The organism is Streptomyces sp. NPDC002057, assembly GCF_040296665.1.
In the GTDB taxonomy this organism is placed as follows: domain Bacteria; phylum Actinomycetota; class Actinomycetes; order Streptomycetales; family Streptomycetaceae; genus Streptomyces.
This window is the reverse complement of record NZ_JBEOXR010000009.1, coordinates 47,805-66,360: the sequence shown is the minus strand read 5'-3', so window position 1 is coordinate 66,360 and position 18,556 is coordinate 47,805. Positions and strand designations below refer to the sequence as shown.

General features: G+C 68.9%; 7 protein-coding genes. 3 read left to right on the top strand and 4 right to left on the bottom strand.

The annotated features are described in order from the left end of the window. Positions 1 to 21 precede the first annotated feature (21 nt). Positions 22 to 1,572 carry an MFS transporter gene (locus ABT129_RS10345; RefSeq protein ID WP_351899104.1) on the top strand — a complete coding sequence of 517 codons (1,551 nt, stop codon included), beginning with the start codon at positions 22 to 24 and terminating at the stop codon, positions 1,570 to 1,572. A 91-nt stretch (positions 1,573 to 1,663) separates the two neighbouring features. Here ABT129_RS10345 and ABT129_RS10340 read toward each other — a convergent pair whose 3' ends face one another. Further along, a complete protein-coding gene (locus ABT129_RS10340; RefSeq protein WP_351899102.1) occupies positions 1,664 to 4,759 on the bottom strand; it encodes an FG-GAP repeat domain-containing protein in 3,096 nt (1,031 codons plus the stop codon). A 437-nt stretch (positions 4,760 to 5,196) separates the two neighbouring features. Here ABT129_RS10340 and ABT129_RS10335 point away from each other — a divergent pair, with 437 nt between their 5' ends. Further along, positions 5,197 to 11,304 (top strand): RHS repeat domain-containing protein, encoded by a 6,108-nt coding sequence (locus ABT129_RS10335; protein ID WP_351899100.1) that lies wholly within the window; start codon positions 5,197 to 5,199, stop codon positions 11,302 to 11,304. 580 nt (positions 11,305 to 11,884) lie between these two features. Here the strand turns inward: ABT129_RS10335 and ABT129_RS10330 are convergent. Together ABT129_RS10330 and ABT129_RS10325 are read right to left on the bottom strand one after the other, a co-directional pair. Further along, the gene (locus ABT129_RS10330; RefSeq protein WP_351899098.1) at positions 11,885 to 13,414 is read right to left on the bottom strand and encodes a helix-turn-helix domain-containing protein; all 1,530 of its coding nucleotides are present in this window, start codon (positions 13,412 to 13,414) and stop codon (positions 11,885 to 11,887) included. A 51-nt stretch (positions 13,415 to 13,465) separates the two neighbouring features. Next, complete coding sequence (locus ABT129_RS10325) at positions 13,466 to 13,822, bottom strand: VOC family protein (protein ID WP_351899096.1); 357 nt, start codon at positions 13,820 to 13,822, stop codon at positions 13,466 to 13,468. A gap of 475 nt (positions 13,823 to 14,297) precedes the next feature. On the opposite strand from ABT129_RS10325, the gene acnA reads away from it, so the two are divergent. Next, entirely contained in the window at positions 14,298 to 17,012 is a 2,715-nt protein-coding gene (acnA, locus tag ABT129_RS10320) for an aconitate hydratase AcnA (protein ID WP_351899093.1), read from the top strand. Positions 17,013 to 17,112: 100 nt separating this feature from the next. Here acnA and ABT129_RS10315 read toward each other — a convergent pair whose 3' ends face one another. Further along, positions 17,113 to 18,036 carry an FG-GAP repeat domain-containing protein gene (locus tag ABT129_RS10315; RefSeq protein WP_351899091.1) on the bottom strand — a complete coding sequence of 308 codons (924 nt, stop codon included), beginning with the start codon at positions 18,034 to 18,036 and terminating at the stop codon, positions 17,113 to 17,115. Positions 18,037 to 18,556: the final 520 nt, after the last annotated feature.

The following is an 18,556-nucleotide window of genomic DNA, read 5'->3' as shown; positions in this document are numbered from 1 at the left end:
CGTTGCGCGCCATGAACAGCCATGACTAGTACTCCGAAGCCGACCCCCACGGCGACCGCACCCCGCAAGGGCGGGGGAGACGGCAAGGGCATCGCACTCTTCGTGATCGCGTCCTGTCAGCTGATGGTGGTTCTCGACATCACCATCGTGAACATCGCGCTGCCGCACATCCAGACCGCGCTGGACTTCTCGACCACCAGCCTGGCCTGGGTCGTCAACGCCTACACGCTGACGTTCGGCGGTCTGCTGCTCCTCGGCGGGCGCGCGGGCGACATCCTCGGACGCCGCCGCGTCTTCATCTTCGGCGTGCTGCTCTTCGGAGCCGCCTCGCTGCTCTGCGGACTGGCCCAGAGCGAGTGGCAACTCCTCGCCGCCCGTGCGCTGCAGGGCGTCGGCGGAGCCATCGCCTCGCCGACCTCCCTCTCGCTGATCACCACGACCTTCGACGAAGGCCCGGAACGCAACCGGGCGTTCGGCGTCTTCGCGGGTGTCTCCGCCGGCGGCGGAGCGATCGGCCTGGTGGCGGGCGGCATGCTCGTCCAATGGCTCGACTGGCGCTGGATCTTCTTCGTGAACGTCCCCATCGCCCTGGTCATCGCCTTCCTCACCCCCCGTCACGTCAAGGAGTCCGCGCGGCGTCCGGGCCACTTCGACCTCACCGGCGCGCTCACCTCGACCCTCGGCATGGTGGCCCTCGTGTACGGGTTCATCCGGGCGGCCCAGGAGGGTTGGCGCGATCCGTACACGATCGGTTCGTTCGTCGCGGCGGTCGTGCTCCTGGCCGTGTTCATCCTGGTCGAGCGGCGTTCCCAGCAGCCCATCACACCGCTGCGCATGTTCGCCGACCGCAACCGCTCGGGCACCTACGCCATCATGCTGTGCCTGGCGGCGGCGATCTTCGGGATGTTCTTCTTCCTCACCCTGTTCGTGCAACAGGTGCTGGGCTTCAGCCCCCTGGCGACGGGCATGGCGTTCCTGCCGGTCAGCGCGATCATCGGGGTGGGCGCCGGGCTCACCTCGAACCTGCTGCCCCGCTACGGGCCGAAACCCTTCATGGTGACGGGTTCGGTGCTCGCGGCGGCGGGCCTGGCCTGGCTGACCCTCACGGACGTGAACTCCACGTACCTGGGCAGCATCCTCGGCCCGATCCTCGTCTTCGGCCTCGGCATGGGCTTCATGTTCGTCTCGCTGACCATCATGGCGCTGTCGAACGTCGAGCAGCGGGACACGGGCGCCGCGTCCGGCCTGCTCAACGCCATGCAGCAGGTGGGCGGCTCGCTGGGCCTCTCGATCCTGGTCACCGTCTTCGGCACGGCCAGCCGCAACGAGGCGGAGGTCCAGGTACCCGCCTTCCTCTCCCAGGCGGGCCCCCTGGAGAAGGCCCAGTTCGCCAAGTCGGGCGTCCTCCCCCCGCCGTACGGCGACCAGGTCCTGACCTCCGGCGTCTCCGCGGGCTTCGTCACCGCGGCCGTGTTCGCCGTGGTCGGCGCCCTGATCTCCCTCTTCGTCATCAAGGTCCGCCAGTCGGACATCGACCGCCTCAAGGGCGGGACACCGATGCCAGGCGGCTGAGTTCCGGTGCCGCCGGCGGGCGGCGGAACGGGGTGCGGCCCCCGGCGGGGAATGTATCCCGCCGGGGGCCGCACCGCTGTATCCGCCGGGGTCAGCTCAGATCCTGGAACGAGCCCCAGCCGCCGGTACCGACGACCGTGCCCGCGCCCAGGGCGTTCGGGTAGAAGTAGAGCTTGCCGTCGCCACCGGTGGACCAGATGTCCGAGGTCCCGTCACCGTTGGCGTCGGGAACGGCGGTGAACAGCGGACGGTTGGCCGGGGTCCAGTTCGTACCGATGACCGTGGCCGTGCTTCCGTTCCCGAGGCCGGTGCCGTCGGGGGTTCCGGGGTAGAAGCGGAGCTCGCCGTTGACGCCGTACCGTGCGATGAGGTCGACGTCGCCGTCCTTGTCTCGGTCACCGGGAGCGGCGATCGTGAAGTTGGTCCAGCCACCGGTACCGACGAGTACCGGGGGCTTGACGCTGTCGAGCCGGTGGTCGGCCGACCCGAAGTAGAGCCACAGCTTGCCACCCTCCTTGACGAGGAGGTCGGGGTGGCCGGGGACGTCGATGGTGCCGTCGGCGTTCGTGTCCAGCGGCCCGTCCACGTCGCCGATCGCGAGGATCTGGGAGGCCTCGGCCCAGTGGTTGTTGGCGGAGTCGAACACGGAGAGCCGGATCTCGTCGTACTGGCAGGCCTTCGACACGCCGTCGGCCTGCTCGTCGCGCGCGGAGCACGCGTAGCCGAAGCCGTTGTTGGGGTGGACCGTCAGCGTCTTCCCGTCGGTGCCGGCGTTGAGGGCGACGAGGTCCTCGAACCCGTCCTGCGTCCAGTCGCCGCGGCGGGTGATGTCGGCACCGGTGAAGTCCTGGCTCGAGGCCGTGGTGGACGGCGCCAAGGTGCCCTTGCCGTGACCGCTGTAGAACCAGAGTTCGCCGTCGGTGCGGACGCCGTAGAAGTCGGCCGTCCCGTCACCGTTGAGGTCGCCGGGCTTGTCGGGGGTTCCGGGACCGTTGGCGTAGAACCAGTAGCGGGTCGTGTCGGAGACGTTGCCCCCCGCGTCGAGCTGCCGGACGCTGAGGGCGTGCCTGCCGACGCTGGGCGGGGTGAGCTTGACGTCGGCGACGACGCCACCGACGAGACCGAATGAGATCTTGCGGACGGTCGGATCCCAGTCGCTCCAGTACTCGAAGGCGGTCGCGGACTCCGCGGCTTCGTTCCTCAGCCGGAACGTACCCTCGCTGCGGGCGTTGCCGGTGGTCTCGGGCCAGCCGTCGGAGCCGTCCGGGAACTGGGCCGAGGTGACGCTCGGCGGAGAGCTCGGCCTCGTGGCGTCGAATCTGAAGACGCAGGTGGGGGTCCAAGCGCTGGTGAGCTCACCGTCCTCGGCGCGCGCGTGCCAGGAGAAGAGACCGTCACTGGTGGTCCCGGCGTCGGCCAGGAGGCTCTTCATGGTCGCTTTGAGGACAACGAGCTTCGCGCCCTTTCCGGACGGGACGTCGACGAGCCGGTTGACCTCGTTCGTGGGACCGCCGTGGCCGTAGGGCCACAGGACGAAGCGCGCCTTGACCGTGCCGCCGTCCGGGTCGGAGAAGGTTCCCGACAGGTTGATGTCGGTGTTTCCGATCGTCGGGGTGCCGAGGGTCGCCTCACCGTTCACACACGCGTTGGTGTTGGTGTCCGGCGTGGTGTCCAGGTTGGACGGCGCCTTGGGGTAGCTGTTGAAGTCCGTGGTGAGGACCGCCGTCGCCACGTCGAACTTCTTCCACGCGTAGACGTCGGTCTCGCTGCTGGCGCGAAGACCCAGCGTGATGTTGTTCCACTTCTTCGTCGCCGCCTCGGTGGCCGCGGACGTGACGTCGAAGGCGAGGTTTCCGGCCGGGCAGTCGCCGCCCCAGCCGAGGGAGGCGTCGGAGTGGCTCAGCTTCCTGGCCCACATGGAGGAGTTGTCCTGGCTCGCCCAGGTCGTGGCGGTCGAGATGCCGCCCGTGAGCCAGAGCTCGGTCCGTCGGTCGTTGCACGACCACGACCAGGTGTTCCTGATACGGAACGTCGACTTCTTGATGTACTTCTTGGTGTTCCAGAGGTTGTTGGAGTCCATCCGGAAGAACGAGCGGCCGAGTCCGTTGGTGATGTTCTCGTAGCCCACGCGTGCTTCGGTGGTCCCGACGCTGCCGTCGGAGTTGTGCCAGCCGGCGCCGTTGAAGTAGGCGGTGTTGGGCGTGCGCTTGTAGGCGAGGGCCCAGGCCTCGCGCGTCCCGGGGACGGCGTAGGTGGGGTCGATGTACACCGGGTAGGTGGTGTCGCCGCCGGTGAGCAGCGGCTGGTCCGGGGTCAGCGTCATGGAGCCCTTGGTGACGGAGAGGCCCAGGTCGGCCTCCTTGGCTCCGTGGCCGGGCTCGAACCGGTCGGTGGGCGGCGCGGGTGCGTCGGCGGCGGCGCGTGCGGTGCCGAGTCCGTTGGAGGTGGAGCTGTCCCACATGCGGGGCGTCGGCGCGGTGAAGACCTGCTGGCCGGCGGCGTCGACCGCGGCGAGGTTGCCGTGTGCGTCGGCCGAGACGTTCACGCCGTCGGTCGCCATGGAGAACCTGATGGACCTGAGCGCCGGGTTCGCGGCGGCCTCGGGCGTCTTGACGACGAGGAGCTGGCCGAATCCGGCGTTGCCCGCGCGCAGCGTCAGGTCGACCCCGGGAAGCACCTCGGCGTAGGTCGCGGTGTCGCCCCGCGTGGTGGGCTTCGGCAGCGGGTCCGGCCAGCTGAGCGAGAGCTTCCGGCCGTTGTGGACGATGCTCACGGCGGGGCCCGTGCCGCCGCCGGAGAAGGAGAGGCCGGCCATGGTGGCCTTCGTGCCTATCCGTCCGTCCTTCGTCGGCACGAGGCCCGTGTCGATGGGGACGAGCTGGTTGCTCTTCCGCGTCCATCGGGGCAGCGCGTACTGCTCTTGGGTGTAGCCGCCCGACGGGTTGGCGAAGAGCTGGGACGTCTCGGTGCGGCGGGCCAGGACCTCGACGCGCTTGCCGGTCTCCTCGGCCCGCTGCGCGGCGGCGACCTCCGGGGCCGGTGGCGGCGAGGCGGTCAGCGCGGCGGCGGGCGTGGCCTCCGCCGTCGGCTGGGGTACGAGCGCGGTGCCGATGACGGCCGCGGCGGTGACGGCGACGACGGCGACGACGGGTCTTCTCGATCTTCTTCGGATGGTCCGATTCCTCATGATCTCCCCTCCCAGGATTCGGTCGCCCCGCACAATAGATCGTTTTCCGTCGAAGCGGCGGACCGCTTTCCCATCTATGTCAGTTGGCTTGTTCTCGGCTGTCGAGATGAGGATTTGAAGGACATCCCCTTCTATGTCCGCGATTGTCACTGGTACTTGACTGACTCGGTATTCATTTCCTTCGGCTCCGGCCGGTCGTGGCAGATCCGCTGTTACTTTCCGTCGGTTAGTGATGCATCCGTGTGATGCATGTGTCCAAAGGGTGGGGAGAAGCGCACGTGAGTGGGCTCGACAAGAGCAGAAATCTCTTGGGGAGAAGACGGATTCGGACAGTCGCCGTCCTGACCGCGGGATTCCTTTCCGCGGGTCTGCTGGGGGGACCGGTGGCGGCGGCCGTGACCGAATGGCGGCCGGACAAGCCTCGGGAGACCGATCCCGTGCAAGTGGAGCCGGTGGCTCCCGGCCAGCAGGGCTCGCGCCAGAAGCCGTCGTCGGCGAAGACCTGGCGGGCGCCTCAAGTGACCTGGCCGGACCCGGCGTCGGCCGAGCAGGGCCTCGGCAGGACGTCCGGCGCGATCCCGAACGCGAAGACGGGCGCCCGGGCGTCGTCGCCGCTCGTCGCCCCGACGGTCTCGGGCGTCCGCGTCTGGAAGCAGAACGCGAAGGCCGCCGAGCGCACGCGTGTGAACGTACTCGGCCGGGACGCCGCCAAGCGGCTCGGTGTGGAGGGGGTCGTGCTCTCGGTCCAGCCCCTCCAGAAGGGGACCGGTGACGTACGCGTCGAGCTGGAGTACGACGCGTTCCGCGGCGCCTACGGTGGCGACTGGGCCTCCCGGCTCCGGCTGAAGGCGCTGCCCTCCTGCGCGCTGACCACGCCCGGGGCCGAGGACTGTGCCGTCGGCACCGAGCTGCCGACGGTCAACGACGTCGAGAGGGGGACCCTCTCCGCGCCGGTGACCCTGTCCGCGGCGGCGGGGGAGGCCACCGTGCTCGTGGCCACCGCGGCCGCCTCCGGCTCTTCCGGCGACTTCAAGGCGACCTCGCTCGCCCCGTCCGCCTCCTGGTCGGCCGGCGGCTCCGGCGGCGGCTTCTCCTGGAACTACGACATCGATGTCCCTGACGTCCCGGGCGGCGTCGGCCCGCAGCTCAAGCTGGGGTACGGCTCGCAGTCCGTCGACGGCCGGACGGCCGCCACCAACAACCAGCCCGGCGGCATCGGCGACGGCTGGTCCATGGAACCCGGCTACATCGAGCGCCAGTACGTCTCCTGCACGGACGACAAGTCGGGGAGCAACAACACCACCGCCAAGGTCGGAGACCTGTGCTGGAAGAAGGACAACGCGGTCCTCAACCTCGGCGGCAAGACCAACCAGCTGATCTGGGACACCGCGTCGAAGACCTGGCACCTGGAGGCGGACGACGGCACCGAGATCGTCAAGGCCACCAGCGCCGCCGGCGACAACTACGGTGACAACAACGGCGACGACAACGGCGAGTACTGGAAGGTGACGACGCCGGACGGCACCGAGTACTACTTCGGCGCCAACCGGATGGACGGCTGGGCCGCCGGCAAGACCGAGACCCGCTCCACCTGGACGGTTCCCGTCTTCGGCAACCACGAGGGCGAGCCCTGCTACAACGCCGCGTTCAAGGACGCCTGGTGCCAGCAGGCCTGGCGCTGGAACCTCGACCTCGTGGTCGACCCGCACGGCGACGCCATGACGTACTACTGGGGCGAAGAGGCCAACCACTACGGCCGCAACGTCAACCCGAACACCGGCGCCTCCACCGCGACGGAGTACGACCGCAGCGGCTACCTCAAGCGCGTCGAGTACGGCCTGCGCTCCACCGGCCTCTACGGCCAGCCGTCCGCGAAGGTCGAGTTCACCAACACCGAGCGCTGCCTGACCGGCTGCACGACCTTCGACAAGACCAACGCCAAGAACTGGCCGGACGTCCCCTTCGACCAGTACTGCGCCTCCGGGACCGAGTGCAAGGACCGCTACTCGCCCTCCTTCTGGACCCGGATGAAGCTCTCCGCCATCGCCACCTCCGTCTGGTCCGGCGGTGCCTGGAAGCCCGTCGACAGCTGGGCCCTGGACCACGACTTCCCGGTGACGGGCGACAGCTCCACCTCCAAGCCGCTCTGGCTCAAGTCGATCACCCGCAGCGGTCACACCGGCACCGGCACCGTCAAGCTGCCCCCGGTGACCTTCAACAGCGTCGCCATGCCCAACCGCGTCGAGGGCGCGACCACGGGCGGCGACCCCGACCCGGTCCCGGCCATGTGGCGCCTCCGGGTCTCCGCCGTCAACACCGAGACGGGCGGCACCATCGGTATCGGCTACACGCCGCCGGACTGCTCGGCCACGAGCGTGCCGTCCCCGGCCTCGAACACCCGGCGCTGCTACCCGGTCAAGTGGTCTCCGCCGGACGCCCCGGCCGCCGACTACGAGCCGTACCTCGACTGGTTCCACGCCTACGCCGTCCAGCTGATCACCGAGAACGACAACACCGGTGGGGCGCCCGCCAAGCGCACCGAGTACACCTACCTCGACGGCATGGCCTGGACCAAGGCCAAGGACGACGAGTTCACCAAGGCCGCGCATCTCACCTACAGCGACCGCAAGGGCTTCGGGCGCGTCCAGGTGCGGACCGGCGCGTACCCGTTCCAGCGCACCCTCAAGGAGTACCGCTACTTCCGCGGCATCCCCGGGGCCCCGGTCAAGGACAGCGAGCAGATCGCCGTCACCGACCACGAGTCCTTCGCGGGCATGACGCGTGAGGAAGCCACCTACAACGGCGAGAACGGTCGGCTGGAGTCGACCAACGCCTTCACACCGTGGGTCTCGGCCGCGACCGCGACGGAGACCAGGGCCGAGGGGCTGCCCGCCCGGCACGCCTACATCACCGGCGGGGAAGAGGAGAAGTCCCGTACCGCCGTCGGCCAGGGCTGGCGCACCACCGAGATCCACCGGACCTTCGACGCGAACGGTCACGTCCTCACGGAGTCCCGCCTCGGCGACACGGCCAAGTCGGGCGACGAGGAGTGCACCACGACGTCCTACGCCTCCGGCGCCCTCCTGGGGCTGCCCTCCGAGGTCCGGACCGTGGCCAAGCCCTGCGGCACCGCGCCCAGCCTGCCCGCCGACCTCATCTCCCTCGACCGTCGCTACTACGACGGAGCCACCTCCCTCACCACCGCGCCGGTCAAGGGTGACGTCACCCGCATCGACGAGCAGGACGCGGCGGGCACCGGCTCCCTCACGACGACCAAGCACACCTACGACCAGCACGGGCGCGAGCTCACCGACACCGACGCGCTCGGGCAGACCACCACCACGGGATACACCCCGACCACGGGGATCCCCACGTCCATGACGGCGACCAACGCCCTCGGCCACGCCGCGGTCACGACCTACGACCCGGTGCGCGGCGTCGTCGTCGCCACCGTCGACGCCAACGGCAAGCGCACGGACGCGGTCCACGACGGGCTCGGCCGGGTGCTCAAGGTGTGGCAGCCCGGCTGGACGAAGGCCGATCACGCCACTCAGCCGTCCGCGGAGTACACGTACAGGATCTCCGCGACGCAGGCCAACGCGGTCACCACGAAGACCCTGAAGCAGGACGGCACCTACCGCACCACGTACGCCCTGTTCGACGGTCTGCTGCGCGAGCGTCAGGCGCAGGCCCCGGCCGGCGGCACCCAGCACACGATCATGACGGAGACCCGCTACGACTCCCGGGGCTGGGTCTGGAAGAGCTTCGCCCCGTACTACGCCGACGTCGCACCGTCCGCCACGCTCTACACGGCGAAGGACGCCCACCAGATCGACAACGTCACGGAGAACGTCTACGACGGCATGGGCCGGGTCACCGACGCCCTGTCGCTCTTCCGCGGCGACGAGAAGTGGCGCACGACCACGGCCTACGAGGGCGACCGGATGACCGTGACCCCGCCGAAGGGCGGCACGATCACCACGAAGGTGGTCGACGCCAACGGTCGTACCACCGAGTTCACCCAGTACGCCGGCGCGGGGAAGACCCAGCCGCAGACGACGACGTACACGTACGGGAAGTTCGACCAGCCCACGGAGGTCACCGACCCGGCGGGCAACACCTGGGGCTACACCTACGACAACCGTGGCCAGAAGACCGAGGTCGACGACCCCGACAAGGGGACGACGAAGCTCACCTACGACGCCGTCGGACAGACGGTCACGAGCAAGGACGCCAGGAACATCACCCTGACGACCGTCTACGACAAGCTCGGCCGCAGGACCGAGGTCAAGAAGGACTCCGCCACCCTCGCCAAGTGGACCTACGACACCCTCGCCAAGGGACAGCTCACCAGCAGCACCCGCTACGAGGGCACCGCCGCGTACACCACGGCGAACGGCGGATTCGACGACCGCTACCAGCCGACGTCCACCAGCCTGACCGTGCCGACCGGCGTGACCGGGCTCGACGGCACCTACACCTGGTCGTACGGCTACAGCGCCGAGACCGGCGCGCTGCAGTGGACGCTCAACCCGGCCGTCGGTGACATCCCCTCCGAGCGGGTCGTCACCAACTACAACAGCGACGACCAGCCGTACCGGACCACCCGCGCCGGCGCCCTGCTCGTCGCCAACGTCCAGTACGACGTGTACGGGCGGCCCGTCGGCACCGAGTTCGGCGACGCGCTCGACAAGAAGGTCTTCCGGACCCAGGCGTACGACGAACACACCGGGCGCCTGATCGAGCGGACCACCGACCGGTTCCTCGCCCCCCGTCGGGTGGACCGGTCCCTGTACGCCTACGACCCGGCGGGCAACGTCACCGGCGTCACCAGCACCACCGGCCAGGACGCCACCGCGTCCACCGACCGCCAGTGCTTCACCAACGACCCCCTCGGCCGGCTGACCGAGGCGTGGACGGCGAAGACCGACTGCGCCGCTGCGCCCTCGGCGGCCACGGTCGGCGGTCCGGACGCGTACTGGCTCGCCTACGGCTACGACAAGGTGGGCAACCGCACCGAGCAGAGCGACAAGCTCGGCGGAGTGACGACCGGCTACACGCACCCGGCCGCCAAGGCGGACCGGCCCCACGCCGTCCAGAGCGCCACCGTCACCGGCGGCGTCGACAACGGCCGGGTCAGCAGCTTCCAGTACGACGACTCCGGCAACATGACCAACCGCACCGTCGGCACCAAGGTGCAGGACCTGCTGTGGGACGCCGAGGGACACCTGGCCACCCTCACCGAAGGCGGCAGGACCACCGGGTACGTGTACGACGCCGACGGCGACCGCATCGTCACCAGGAACGCGGACGGCAGCACCGTGCTGTCCCTGCCGAACGGCGACGAACTCAAGCGCGCGGAGAACGGCACCAAGACCGCGACCCGCTACTACAGCCACGGCGGTGAGACGGTCGCGGTCCGCACGGGGGCGAACGTCTCCTACCTGGTCGGCGACCACCAGGGCACGGCCATGACCGCCATCGACGCGGTCACCCTGGGCGTCACCCACCGCAAGCAGCTCCCCTTCGGCGAACTGCGCACGGCCCAGTCGGGCGCCTTCGGCACCCGGGGCTTCGTGGGCGGCACCAACGACCCGACGGGCCTGACACACCTGGGAGCCCGCGAGTACGACCAGACCACGGGCCGCTTCCTCTCGGTCGACCCGGTCATCGACTTCGACGACCCGGCCCAGATGAACGCCTACGCCTACGGCCACAACAACCCGCTGACCAAGTCCGACCCGGACGGCCTGCGCCCCATCGGCCCGACGGACAGCCCCATCAGCGACTCGTTCTGGGCCAACGACCGCGGCATGACCGCCGGCTACACCTACAAGAGCGGCCAGTGGATCTGGAAGCAGTCCCCGAAGAAGGACGCGGAATCCCAGCGCCGCTACAGGGCCTACCGGGCGAACCCGTCGCACTACATGATCGACGACAGCCACGCCCGCGCCCGCGCGGCGGAGTCGAAGGCCCAGATCAGAAAGGCAGCGGCCGCGGCGAAGGCCAAGGCTGACGCCGAGCGCCGTAAGAAGGACGGTATCTGGGGCAAGATCTCCAGTGGCGTGGGGAACTTTTGGAGAGACCACAAGGAAACGATCGTTCACCAGGCCATCAGCATCGGAGTCGGTTTCGGAGCGGGTCTAGCCGCTGCAGCGATCTGCGCCGGAACAGCCGGGATCGGATGTGTTCTCATCGCGGGAGCAGCGGTGGGTGCTCTTGCCGGAACCCCGGCGCACCTTATGGCTGACAAAGCCATGGGGCACGAGACAACCAGCGGCGAGGCAGCCGGGTACCTTGTCATGTCGGCAGGTGGCGGCGGGTTCCAAGGCGTTTTCCGCCAGTTGGCGGGGTCGGGACCCGCGACTCTGGTGAGCAAGCTGGCCTGGAGGGGTGCCAGCGCTGCCGGCCGAGCGGTCGCCAGCGGTGCCAGGGTAGCTGCGCCCGTTGTCGCCAGCGGAGCCAGGGCAGCGGGCGCCGCTTCGCTCAACGGTATGCAGGCAACCGGAAGGGCGCAGGTACGCGCGTGGGGAATGTGGAACTGAACCGAGAAGTCTCCCTGACCGTCTGGCGGTCGCCGGCGACAAGGGAAGCGACGTACGCCAGTGGAAGCACGCCGATGGGGCGGGTCGAATTGACCCGTCGCCCCGGAGATCGAGCGCGCCTCGAAGCTGCGGCGGAATCCCGAGAGGATTGGGTTCTGTCCCTCCGGGGCGAGCCGAGACTGAAGCTTTACGGGCTTGCCGCCCCCGGGCATCTGTCCCGGAAGCTGCTTGCGCGGGGCATCAGTGGAAGCCTGGATGACGAGACGTTCCACGTAACGGCTTCGTCGGCGATTACTCGATCCAATCGCTCCGTCCGGATCGTGGGGACGGCCGTCGATGTCACCTTCAGGCTCAGTGGTCTGAGCATTCACCTGATACAGGGAGACGAATGCCATGGTGTGAGGCGCGCGGGAGTATGGAACATCTCTAAGCCTACGGACGTGGCGGCACTTGGTACGTGCCTCTTCGAGTGGGTGGAGATGGACCACTTCCTCCGCACACCTGGACTTCGGCTGCTATAGCGACTGCCCAGACGAGCAGCCCCCCGCCAGCATCTGGCGGGGGGCTGCTCGTGATGCTCCTAGATGTCCCGGAAGATCTCGATCTGCGCGCCGATCGAGTTCAGCCGCTCCGCCAGGTCCTCGTAGCCGCGGTTGATCACGTACACGTTGCGGAGGACCGACGTGCCCTCCGCCGCCATCATCGCCAGGAGGACGACCACCGCCGGGCGCAGGGCCGGGGGGCACATCATCTCGGCGGCGCGCCAGCGGGTCGGGCCCTCCACGAGGACGCGGTGGGGGTCGAGGAGCTGGAGGCGGCCGCCGAGGCGGTTGAGGTCCGTGAGGTAGATCGCGCGGTTGTCGTAGACCCAGTCGTGGATCAGCGTCTTGCCCTGGGCCGTCGCCGCGATGGCCGCGAAGAAGGGGACGTTGTCGATGTTCAGGCCGGGGAACGGCATCGGGTGGATCTTGTCGATCGGCGCCTCCAGCTTGGAGGGGCGGACCGTGAGGTCGATCAGGCGCGTGCGGCCGTTGTCCGCCGCGTACTCGGCCGAGCGGTCGTGGTCGAGGCCCATCTCCTCCAGGACCGCGAGCTCGATCTCCATGAACTCGATCGGCACCCGGCGGATCGTCAGCTCCGACTCGGTGACGACGGCGGCGGCGAGCAGGCTCATCGCCTCGACCGGGTCCTCCGAGGGGGAGTAGTCGACGTCGACGTCGATCTGCGGCACTCCGTGCACGGTGAGGGTGGTGGTGCCGATGCCGTCGACGCGTACGCCCAGCGCCTCCAGGAAGAAGCACAGGTCCTGGACCATGTAGTTGGAGGAGGCGTTGCGGATGACCGTCACGCCGTCGTGGCGGGCGGCGGCGAGGAGCGCGTTCTCGGTGACGGTGTCCCCGCGCTCGGTCAGCACGATCGGGCGGTCGGGGGCGACCGAGCGCTCGACCTGGGCGTGGTAGATGCCCTCGGTGGCCGTGACGTCGAGGCCGAAGCGGCGCAGCGCGATCATGTGGGGCTCGATCGTGCGCGTACCGAGGTCGCAACCGCCGGCGTACGGCAGCTTGAAGCGGTCCATGCGGTGCAGCAGCGGCCCGAGGAACATGATGATGGAGCGGGTGCGGATCGCGGCCTCGGCGTCGATCGAGTCCATGTCCAGCTCGGCCGGCGGCACGATCTCCAGGTCGACGCCGTCGTTGATCCAGCGGGTGCGCACCCCGATGGAGTTGAGCACCTCCAGGAGCCGGAACACCTCCTCGATGCGGGCGACCCGGCGCAGCACCGTGCGGCCCTTGTTGAGGAGGGAGGCGCAGAGCAGCGCGACGCAGGCGTTCTTGCTCGTCTTGACGTCGATCGAGCCGGAGAGCCGGCGGCGGCCGACGACCCGGAGGTGCATCGGTCCCGCGTATCCCAGGGACACGATCTCGCTGTCGAGGGCTTCGCCGATCCGGGCGATCATCTCAAGGCTGATGTTCTGGTTGCCGCGCTCGATCCGGTTGACGGCGCTCTGGCTCGTGGCCAGTGCTTCGGCGAGCTGCGTCTGCGTCCAGCCGCGGTGCTGCCGGGCGTCACGGATGAGCTTGCCGATGCGTACGAGGTAGTCGTCTGCCATGGCGTCACGTTATCTCAGATATGAGATGACACTCGCCGTTGGGGTAGGCCATCAGGGTGAGAGGTCGTGTGCGGTCGGGTGATGCGGTTCGTACAGGGGGAGTTCGGTGCCGCTCGGCAGCCGGACGGCGGCCAGCAGCCCCCACCCCTGGTCGGTGATGGCGCGTGAGATCTCGGCGCCCCGGTCCTCCAGCTCCGTCAGGGTCCGGGTGAGGTCCTCGCACATGAGGTAGACCTCGTGTTTCGGCTCGTCCTGTGTCGGGTGCACCGCGACCTCGGCGGGCGGCAGCTTGAAGACGAGCCAGCCGCGCCCGGCGTCCACATAGGGAAAGCCGAAGACGTCCTTGAGGAAGGCCCGGTCGGCCTCCGCGTCCCGGGTGTAGAGGATCACGTGCGCGCCAGTGAACATGATCCGATCGTCGGCCCCCCTCCCGGCCCCGGCAATCCACCGGCGTCCGTACGGGTGCCCGCCCGCCCAGCCGTAGATCCAGGCCCAGGGGTCCGCTCCCCGCGTCCGCCCGCCCGGCCATGCGCCTCCCCGCGTCCGCCCGCCCAGCCGTACGCCTCCCCGCGTCCGCCCGCCCGGTCATACGCCCGAGGGTCCGCTCCCGCGTCCGCCCGCCCGGGGCCGGGTGCCCGCACCCCTCCCCGAGTCGCGCCTTTTGTCGTGCCTCGCGGCTTTTCCCGGGCGGCTCGGGGCATCCGGGCATGACCCGGCGGCGGGGATGCACTAGAGTTATCTCGACATCGAGATAACTGCTTACGGCGCACCGTGGCCGCCCACCCGGTAAGGGTTACCTAACTAAGCCTTACCTTAGCGGATCGGCGAGGAGTCGTGGCGGCAGCATGGCGGTAATACGCGCACATTGATGAAGGAGACTGTCGTGTCGGCGAACAGCTTCGACGCCCGCAGCACGCTGCGCGTGGGCGACGAGTCGTACGAGATCTTCAAGCTGGACAAGGTCGAGGGCTCCGCGCGCCTCCCTTACAGCCTGAAGGTTCTCCTGGAGAACCTGCTCCGCACCGAGGACGGCGCGAACATCACCGCCGACCACATCCGGGCCCTCGGCGGCTGGGACTCGCAGGCCCAGCCGAGCCAGGAGATCCAGTTCACGCCGGCGCGCGTGATCATGCAGGACTTCACCGGTGTCCCCTGTGTCGTCGACCTCGCCACCATGCGCGAGGCCGTCGCGGCGCTCGGCGGCGACCCGGCGAAGATCAACCCGCTCTCCCCGGCCGAGATGGTCATCGACCACTCCGTCATCGCCGACAAGTTCGGCACGAACTCCGCCTTCGCGGAGAACGTCGAGCTGGAGTACGGCCGCAACAAGGAGCGCTACCAGTTCCTGCGCTGGGGCCAGACCGCCTTCGACGACTTCAAGGTCGTCCCGCCGGGCACCGGCATCGTCCACCAGGTGAACATCGAGCACCTGGCCCGTACGGTCATGGTCCGCAACGGTCAGGCGTACCCCGACACCCTCGTCGGCACCGACTCGCACACCACCATGGTCAACGGCCTCGGTGTGCTGGGCTGGGGCGTCGGCGGCATCGAGGCCGAGGCCGCGATGCTCGGCCAGCCGGTCTCCATGCTCATCCCGCGCGTCGTCGGCTTCAAGCTGACCGGCGAGCTGCCGGCCGGCACCACCGCCACCGACCTGGTCCTCACGATCACCGAGATGCTGCGCAAGCACGGCGTCGTCGGCAAGTTCGTCGAGTTCTACGGCGAGGGCGTCGCCGCGACCTCCCTCGCGAACCGCGCCACCATCGGCAACATGTCGCCGGAGTTCGGCTCCACCGCCGCGGTCTTCCCGATCGACGGCGAGACCCTGAACTACCTCAAGCTGACCGGCCGCTCCGCGCAGCAGGTCGCGCTCGTCGAGGCGTACGCCAAGGAGCAGGGCCTCTGGCTCGACCCGGCCGCCGAGCCCGACTTCTCCGAGAAGCTGGAGCTCGACCTCTCCACGGTCGTCCCCTCCATCGCCGGCCCGAAGCGCCCGCAGGACCGCATCGTCCTCGCGAACGCCGCCGCGCAGTTCGCCCAGGACGTGCGCAACTACGTCTCCACCGCCGACGAGGCGGGCCAGGAGTCCTTCCCGGCCTCCGACTCCCCGGCCGTCGGCAACGGCGTCCCGTCGAACCCGGTCGAGGTGACCGCCCCCGACGGCTCCACCTACACGATCGACCACGGCGCCGTCACCGTCGCCGCGATCACCTCCTGCACCAACACGTCGAACCCGTACGTGATGGTCGCCGCCGCGCTCGTCGCGAAGAAGGCCGTCGAGAAGGGCCTGACCCGCAAGCCGTGGGTCAAGACCACCCTCGCCCCGGGCTCGAAGGTCGTCACCGACTACTTCGACAAGGCGGGTCTCACCCCGTACCTCGACAAGGTCGGCTTCAACCTCGTCGGCTACGGCTGCACCACCTGCATCGGCAACTCCGGCCCGCTGCCGGAGGAGGTCTCCAAGGCCGTCAACGAGCACGACCTCGCCGTCACCTCGGTGCTCTCGGGCAACCGCAACTTCGAGGGTCGCATCAACCCCGACGTCAAGATGAACTACCTGGCCTCCCCGCCGCTGGTCGTCGCGTACGCCCTCGCGGGTTCCATGAAGGTGGACATCACCAAGGACGCGCTCGGCGTCGACCAGGACGGCAAGCCCGTCTACCTGGCGGACGTGTGGCCGACCGAGGCCGAGGTCAACGACGTCGTGGCGAACGCCATCGGCGAGGACATGTTCAACAAGTCCTACCAGGACGTCTTCGCGGGCGACGCCCAGTGGCAGGCGCTGTCGATCCCGACCGGCAACACCTTCGAGTGGGACACCGAGTCCACCTACGTCCGCAAGCCCCCGTACTTCGAGGGCATGACGATGGAGACCACCCCGGTCACCGACATCGTCGGCGCCCGCGTCCTGGCCAAGCTGGGCGACTCGGTCACCACCGACCACATCTCCCCGGCCGGTGCGATCAAGGCCGACACCCCGGCCGGCAAGTACCTCACCGAGCACGGTGTGGAGCGTCGTGACTTCAACTCCTACGGCTCGCGCCGAGGCAACCACGAGGTCATGATCCGCGGCACCTTCGCCAACATCCGCCTGCGCAACCAGATCGCGCCGGGCACCGAGGGCGGCTTCACCCGCGACTTCACCGTCGAGGGCGCGCCGGTGTCGTTCATCTACGACGCCTCGCAGAACTACCAGGCCGCCGGCACCCCGCTGGTCATCCTGGGCGGCAAGGAGTACGGCTCCGGCTCGTCCCGCGACTGGGCCGCCAAGGGCACCGCGCTCCTCGGCGTCAAGGCCGTCATCACCGAGTCGTACGAGCGCATCCACCGCTCGAACCTCATCGGCATGGGCGTCCTCCCGCTCCAGTTCCCGGCCGGCCAGAACGCCGACTCGCTCGGCCTGACCGGCGAGGAGACCTTCTCCATCGCGGGTGTCACCGAGCTGAACGAGGGCACCACCCCGGCCACGGTGAAGGTCACCACCGACACCGGCGTCGAGTTCGACGCGGTCGTCCGCATCGACACCCCCGGCGAGGCGGACTACTACCGCAACGGCGGCATCATGCAGTACGTGCTCCGCAACCTGATCCGTGGCTGACCCGATCTGATCGGGTAGTACGGAAGCGGCACGGAAAGGGCCCCGCTCCTCGGAAGAGGAGCGGGGCCCTTTCGTTCGTCACACGTTCGGATCCGGAGGATCAGAACATCAGACGGAAGCCGTTCCAGCCGTTCGTGCCGATCTTGACCTTGGTGTGGAACGGCGAGGACGCGTTGCCGGTGCCCTTGTACAGCCACAGGGCGCCCGCACCGTCGCGGGCCACCAGGTCCGCGATGCCGTCGAAGTTCATGTCGCCGATGGACAGCAGCGAGTTGAAGCCGTTCCAGCCGCCGCCGACACGCGCACGGGCGGAGTAGGGCGCCTTGTAGTTGCCGGTGCCCTTGTAGAGCCACAGCACACCCGAACCGTCACGCGCGACGATGTCGGCCTTGCCGTCACCCGTCAGGTCACCCTTGCCGGTGATCTGGGTGTAGGCACCCCAGCCGCCACCGACCCGGACGCGCGGGGCGATGCCGCCGTTGTTGTAGCCGAGGTACAGCCACAGCACGCCGGCGTTGTCCCGGGCGAGCAGGTCGTCCGCAGCCGCGCCACCCGCGTTGGAGGGGGAGAAGACGCGGTTGTAGATGCCCCAGCCGCCGCCGAGGTCGCGCCCGTCCTGGCTCCAGGGGCCGTAGTACAGACGGTTGTTCTCGACGAACCAGACGCCGTTCGACTCGCCGTCGTTGTCGACGTCCGTCTGGGTGACGAACTTCTTGTACTGGAAGCCGTAGCCCGTCTTCTCGGAGGCCGTGAGGCCACCGTTGCCGGTGAGGCCGTAGCCGTAGATGTCACCGGCGCTGTTCACGCCGTACAGGGCGTTGACCGGGGTGACCGCGGCCGTCGCGGTCGCGCCGAGGGTGGTGGCGCGAGGCGCCGCCTGGGTGGTGCCGACGGCCTTGGCGGACGCGTCCGGCGTCTCCGCCGCGACCGCGGCCGTCGTGGTGCCCACGAGGGCCGCCGTTATCGCGGCCACGGTGATACGGGACAGGACGCCCGTGCGGTTCAGGCCAGAAGAGTTGGCCACAAAGTACTCCAGATGCGAGATGAAACAAGGCAGGTTCCGCCGTTCGTCGCTGCGTGAGGACGGAGACGGCGGACCTCTATGATCCCGGATCGTCCTTACAGGACCTTCACCGGGCGGGGGGTCTGTGACACAACTGTTTCGATCCCGGTCGTATGACCCTTTTGTCGTCCCGCGTCCGGGTCATACCGGCGAGTCCCCTTCGGCACCCCTCAGTACGGGTAGATCTGAGGTGGTGTCAAGGGTATTGACGGACGAGTGGTTGGACGAAACGCCGCAGATCCGGCGTGCTTATCCCGGAGGTCTCAACTCGGGAAAGATGGCCGTCAAAACCTGCTTTCGATCTTGCTCAGGCGAAGGGAAGTGGACTATACCTGTCGGCGTCCAGCCAGTCGTTTTCATCACGCGACGGCCCGACGCCTGCACGACCCGGCTGCAAATGACCGCGGTGGCGGGGCCCTTCGCCTGTGGCGAGCGAGTACGGGCGACCGGTACACCGCCTGAGTCCTGAATGAAGGCGAGG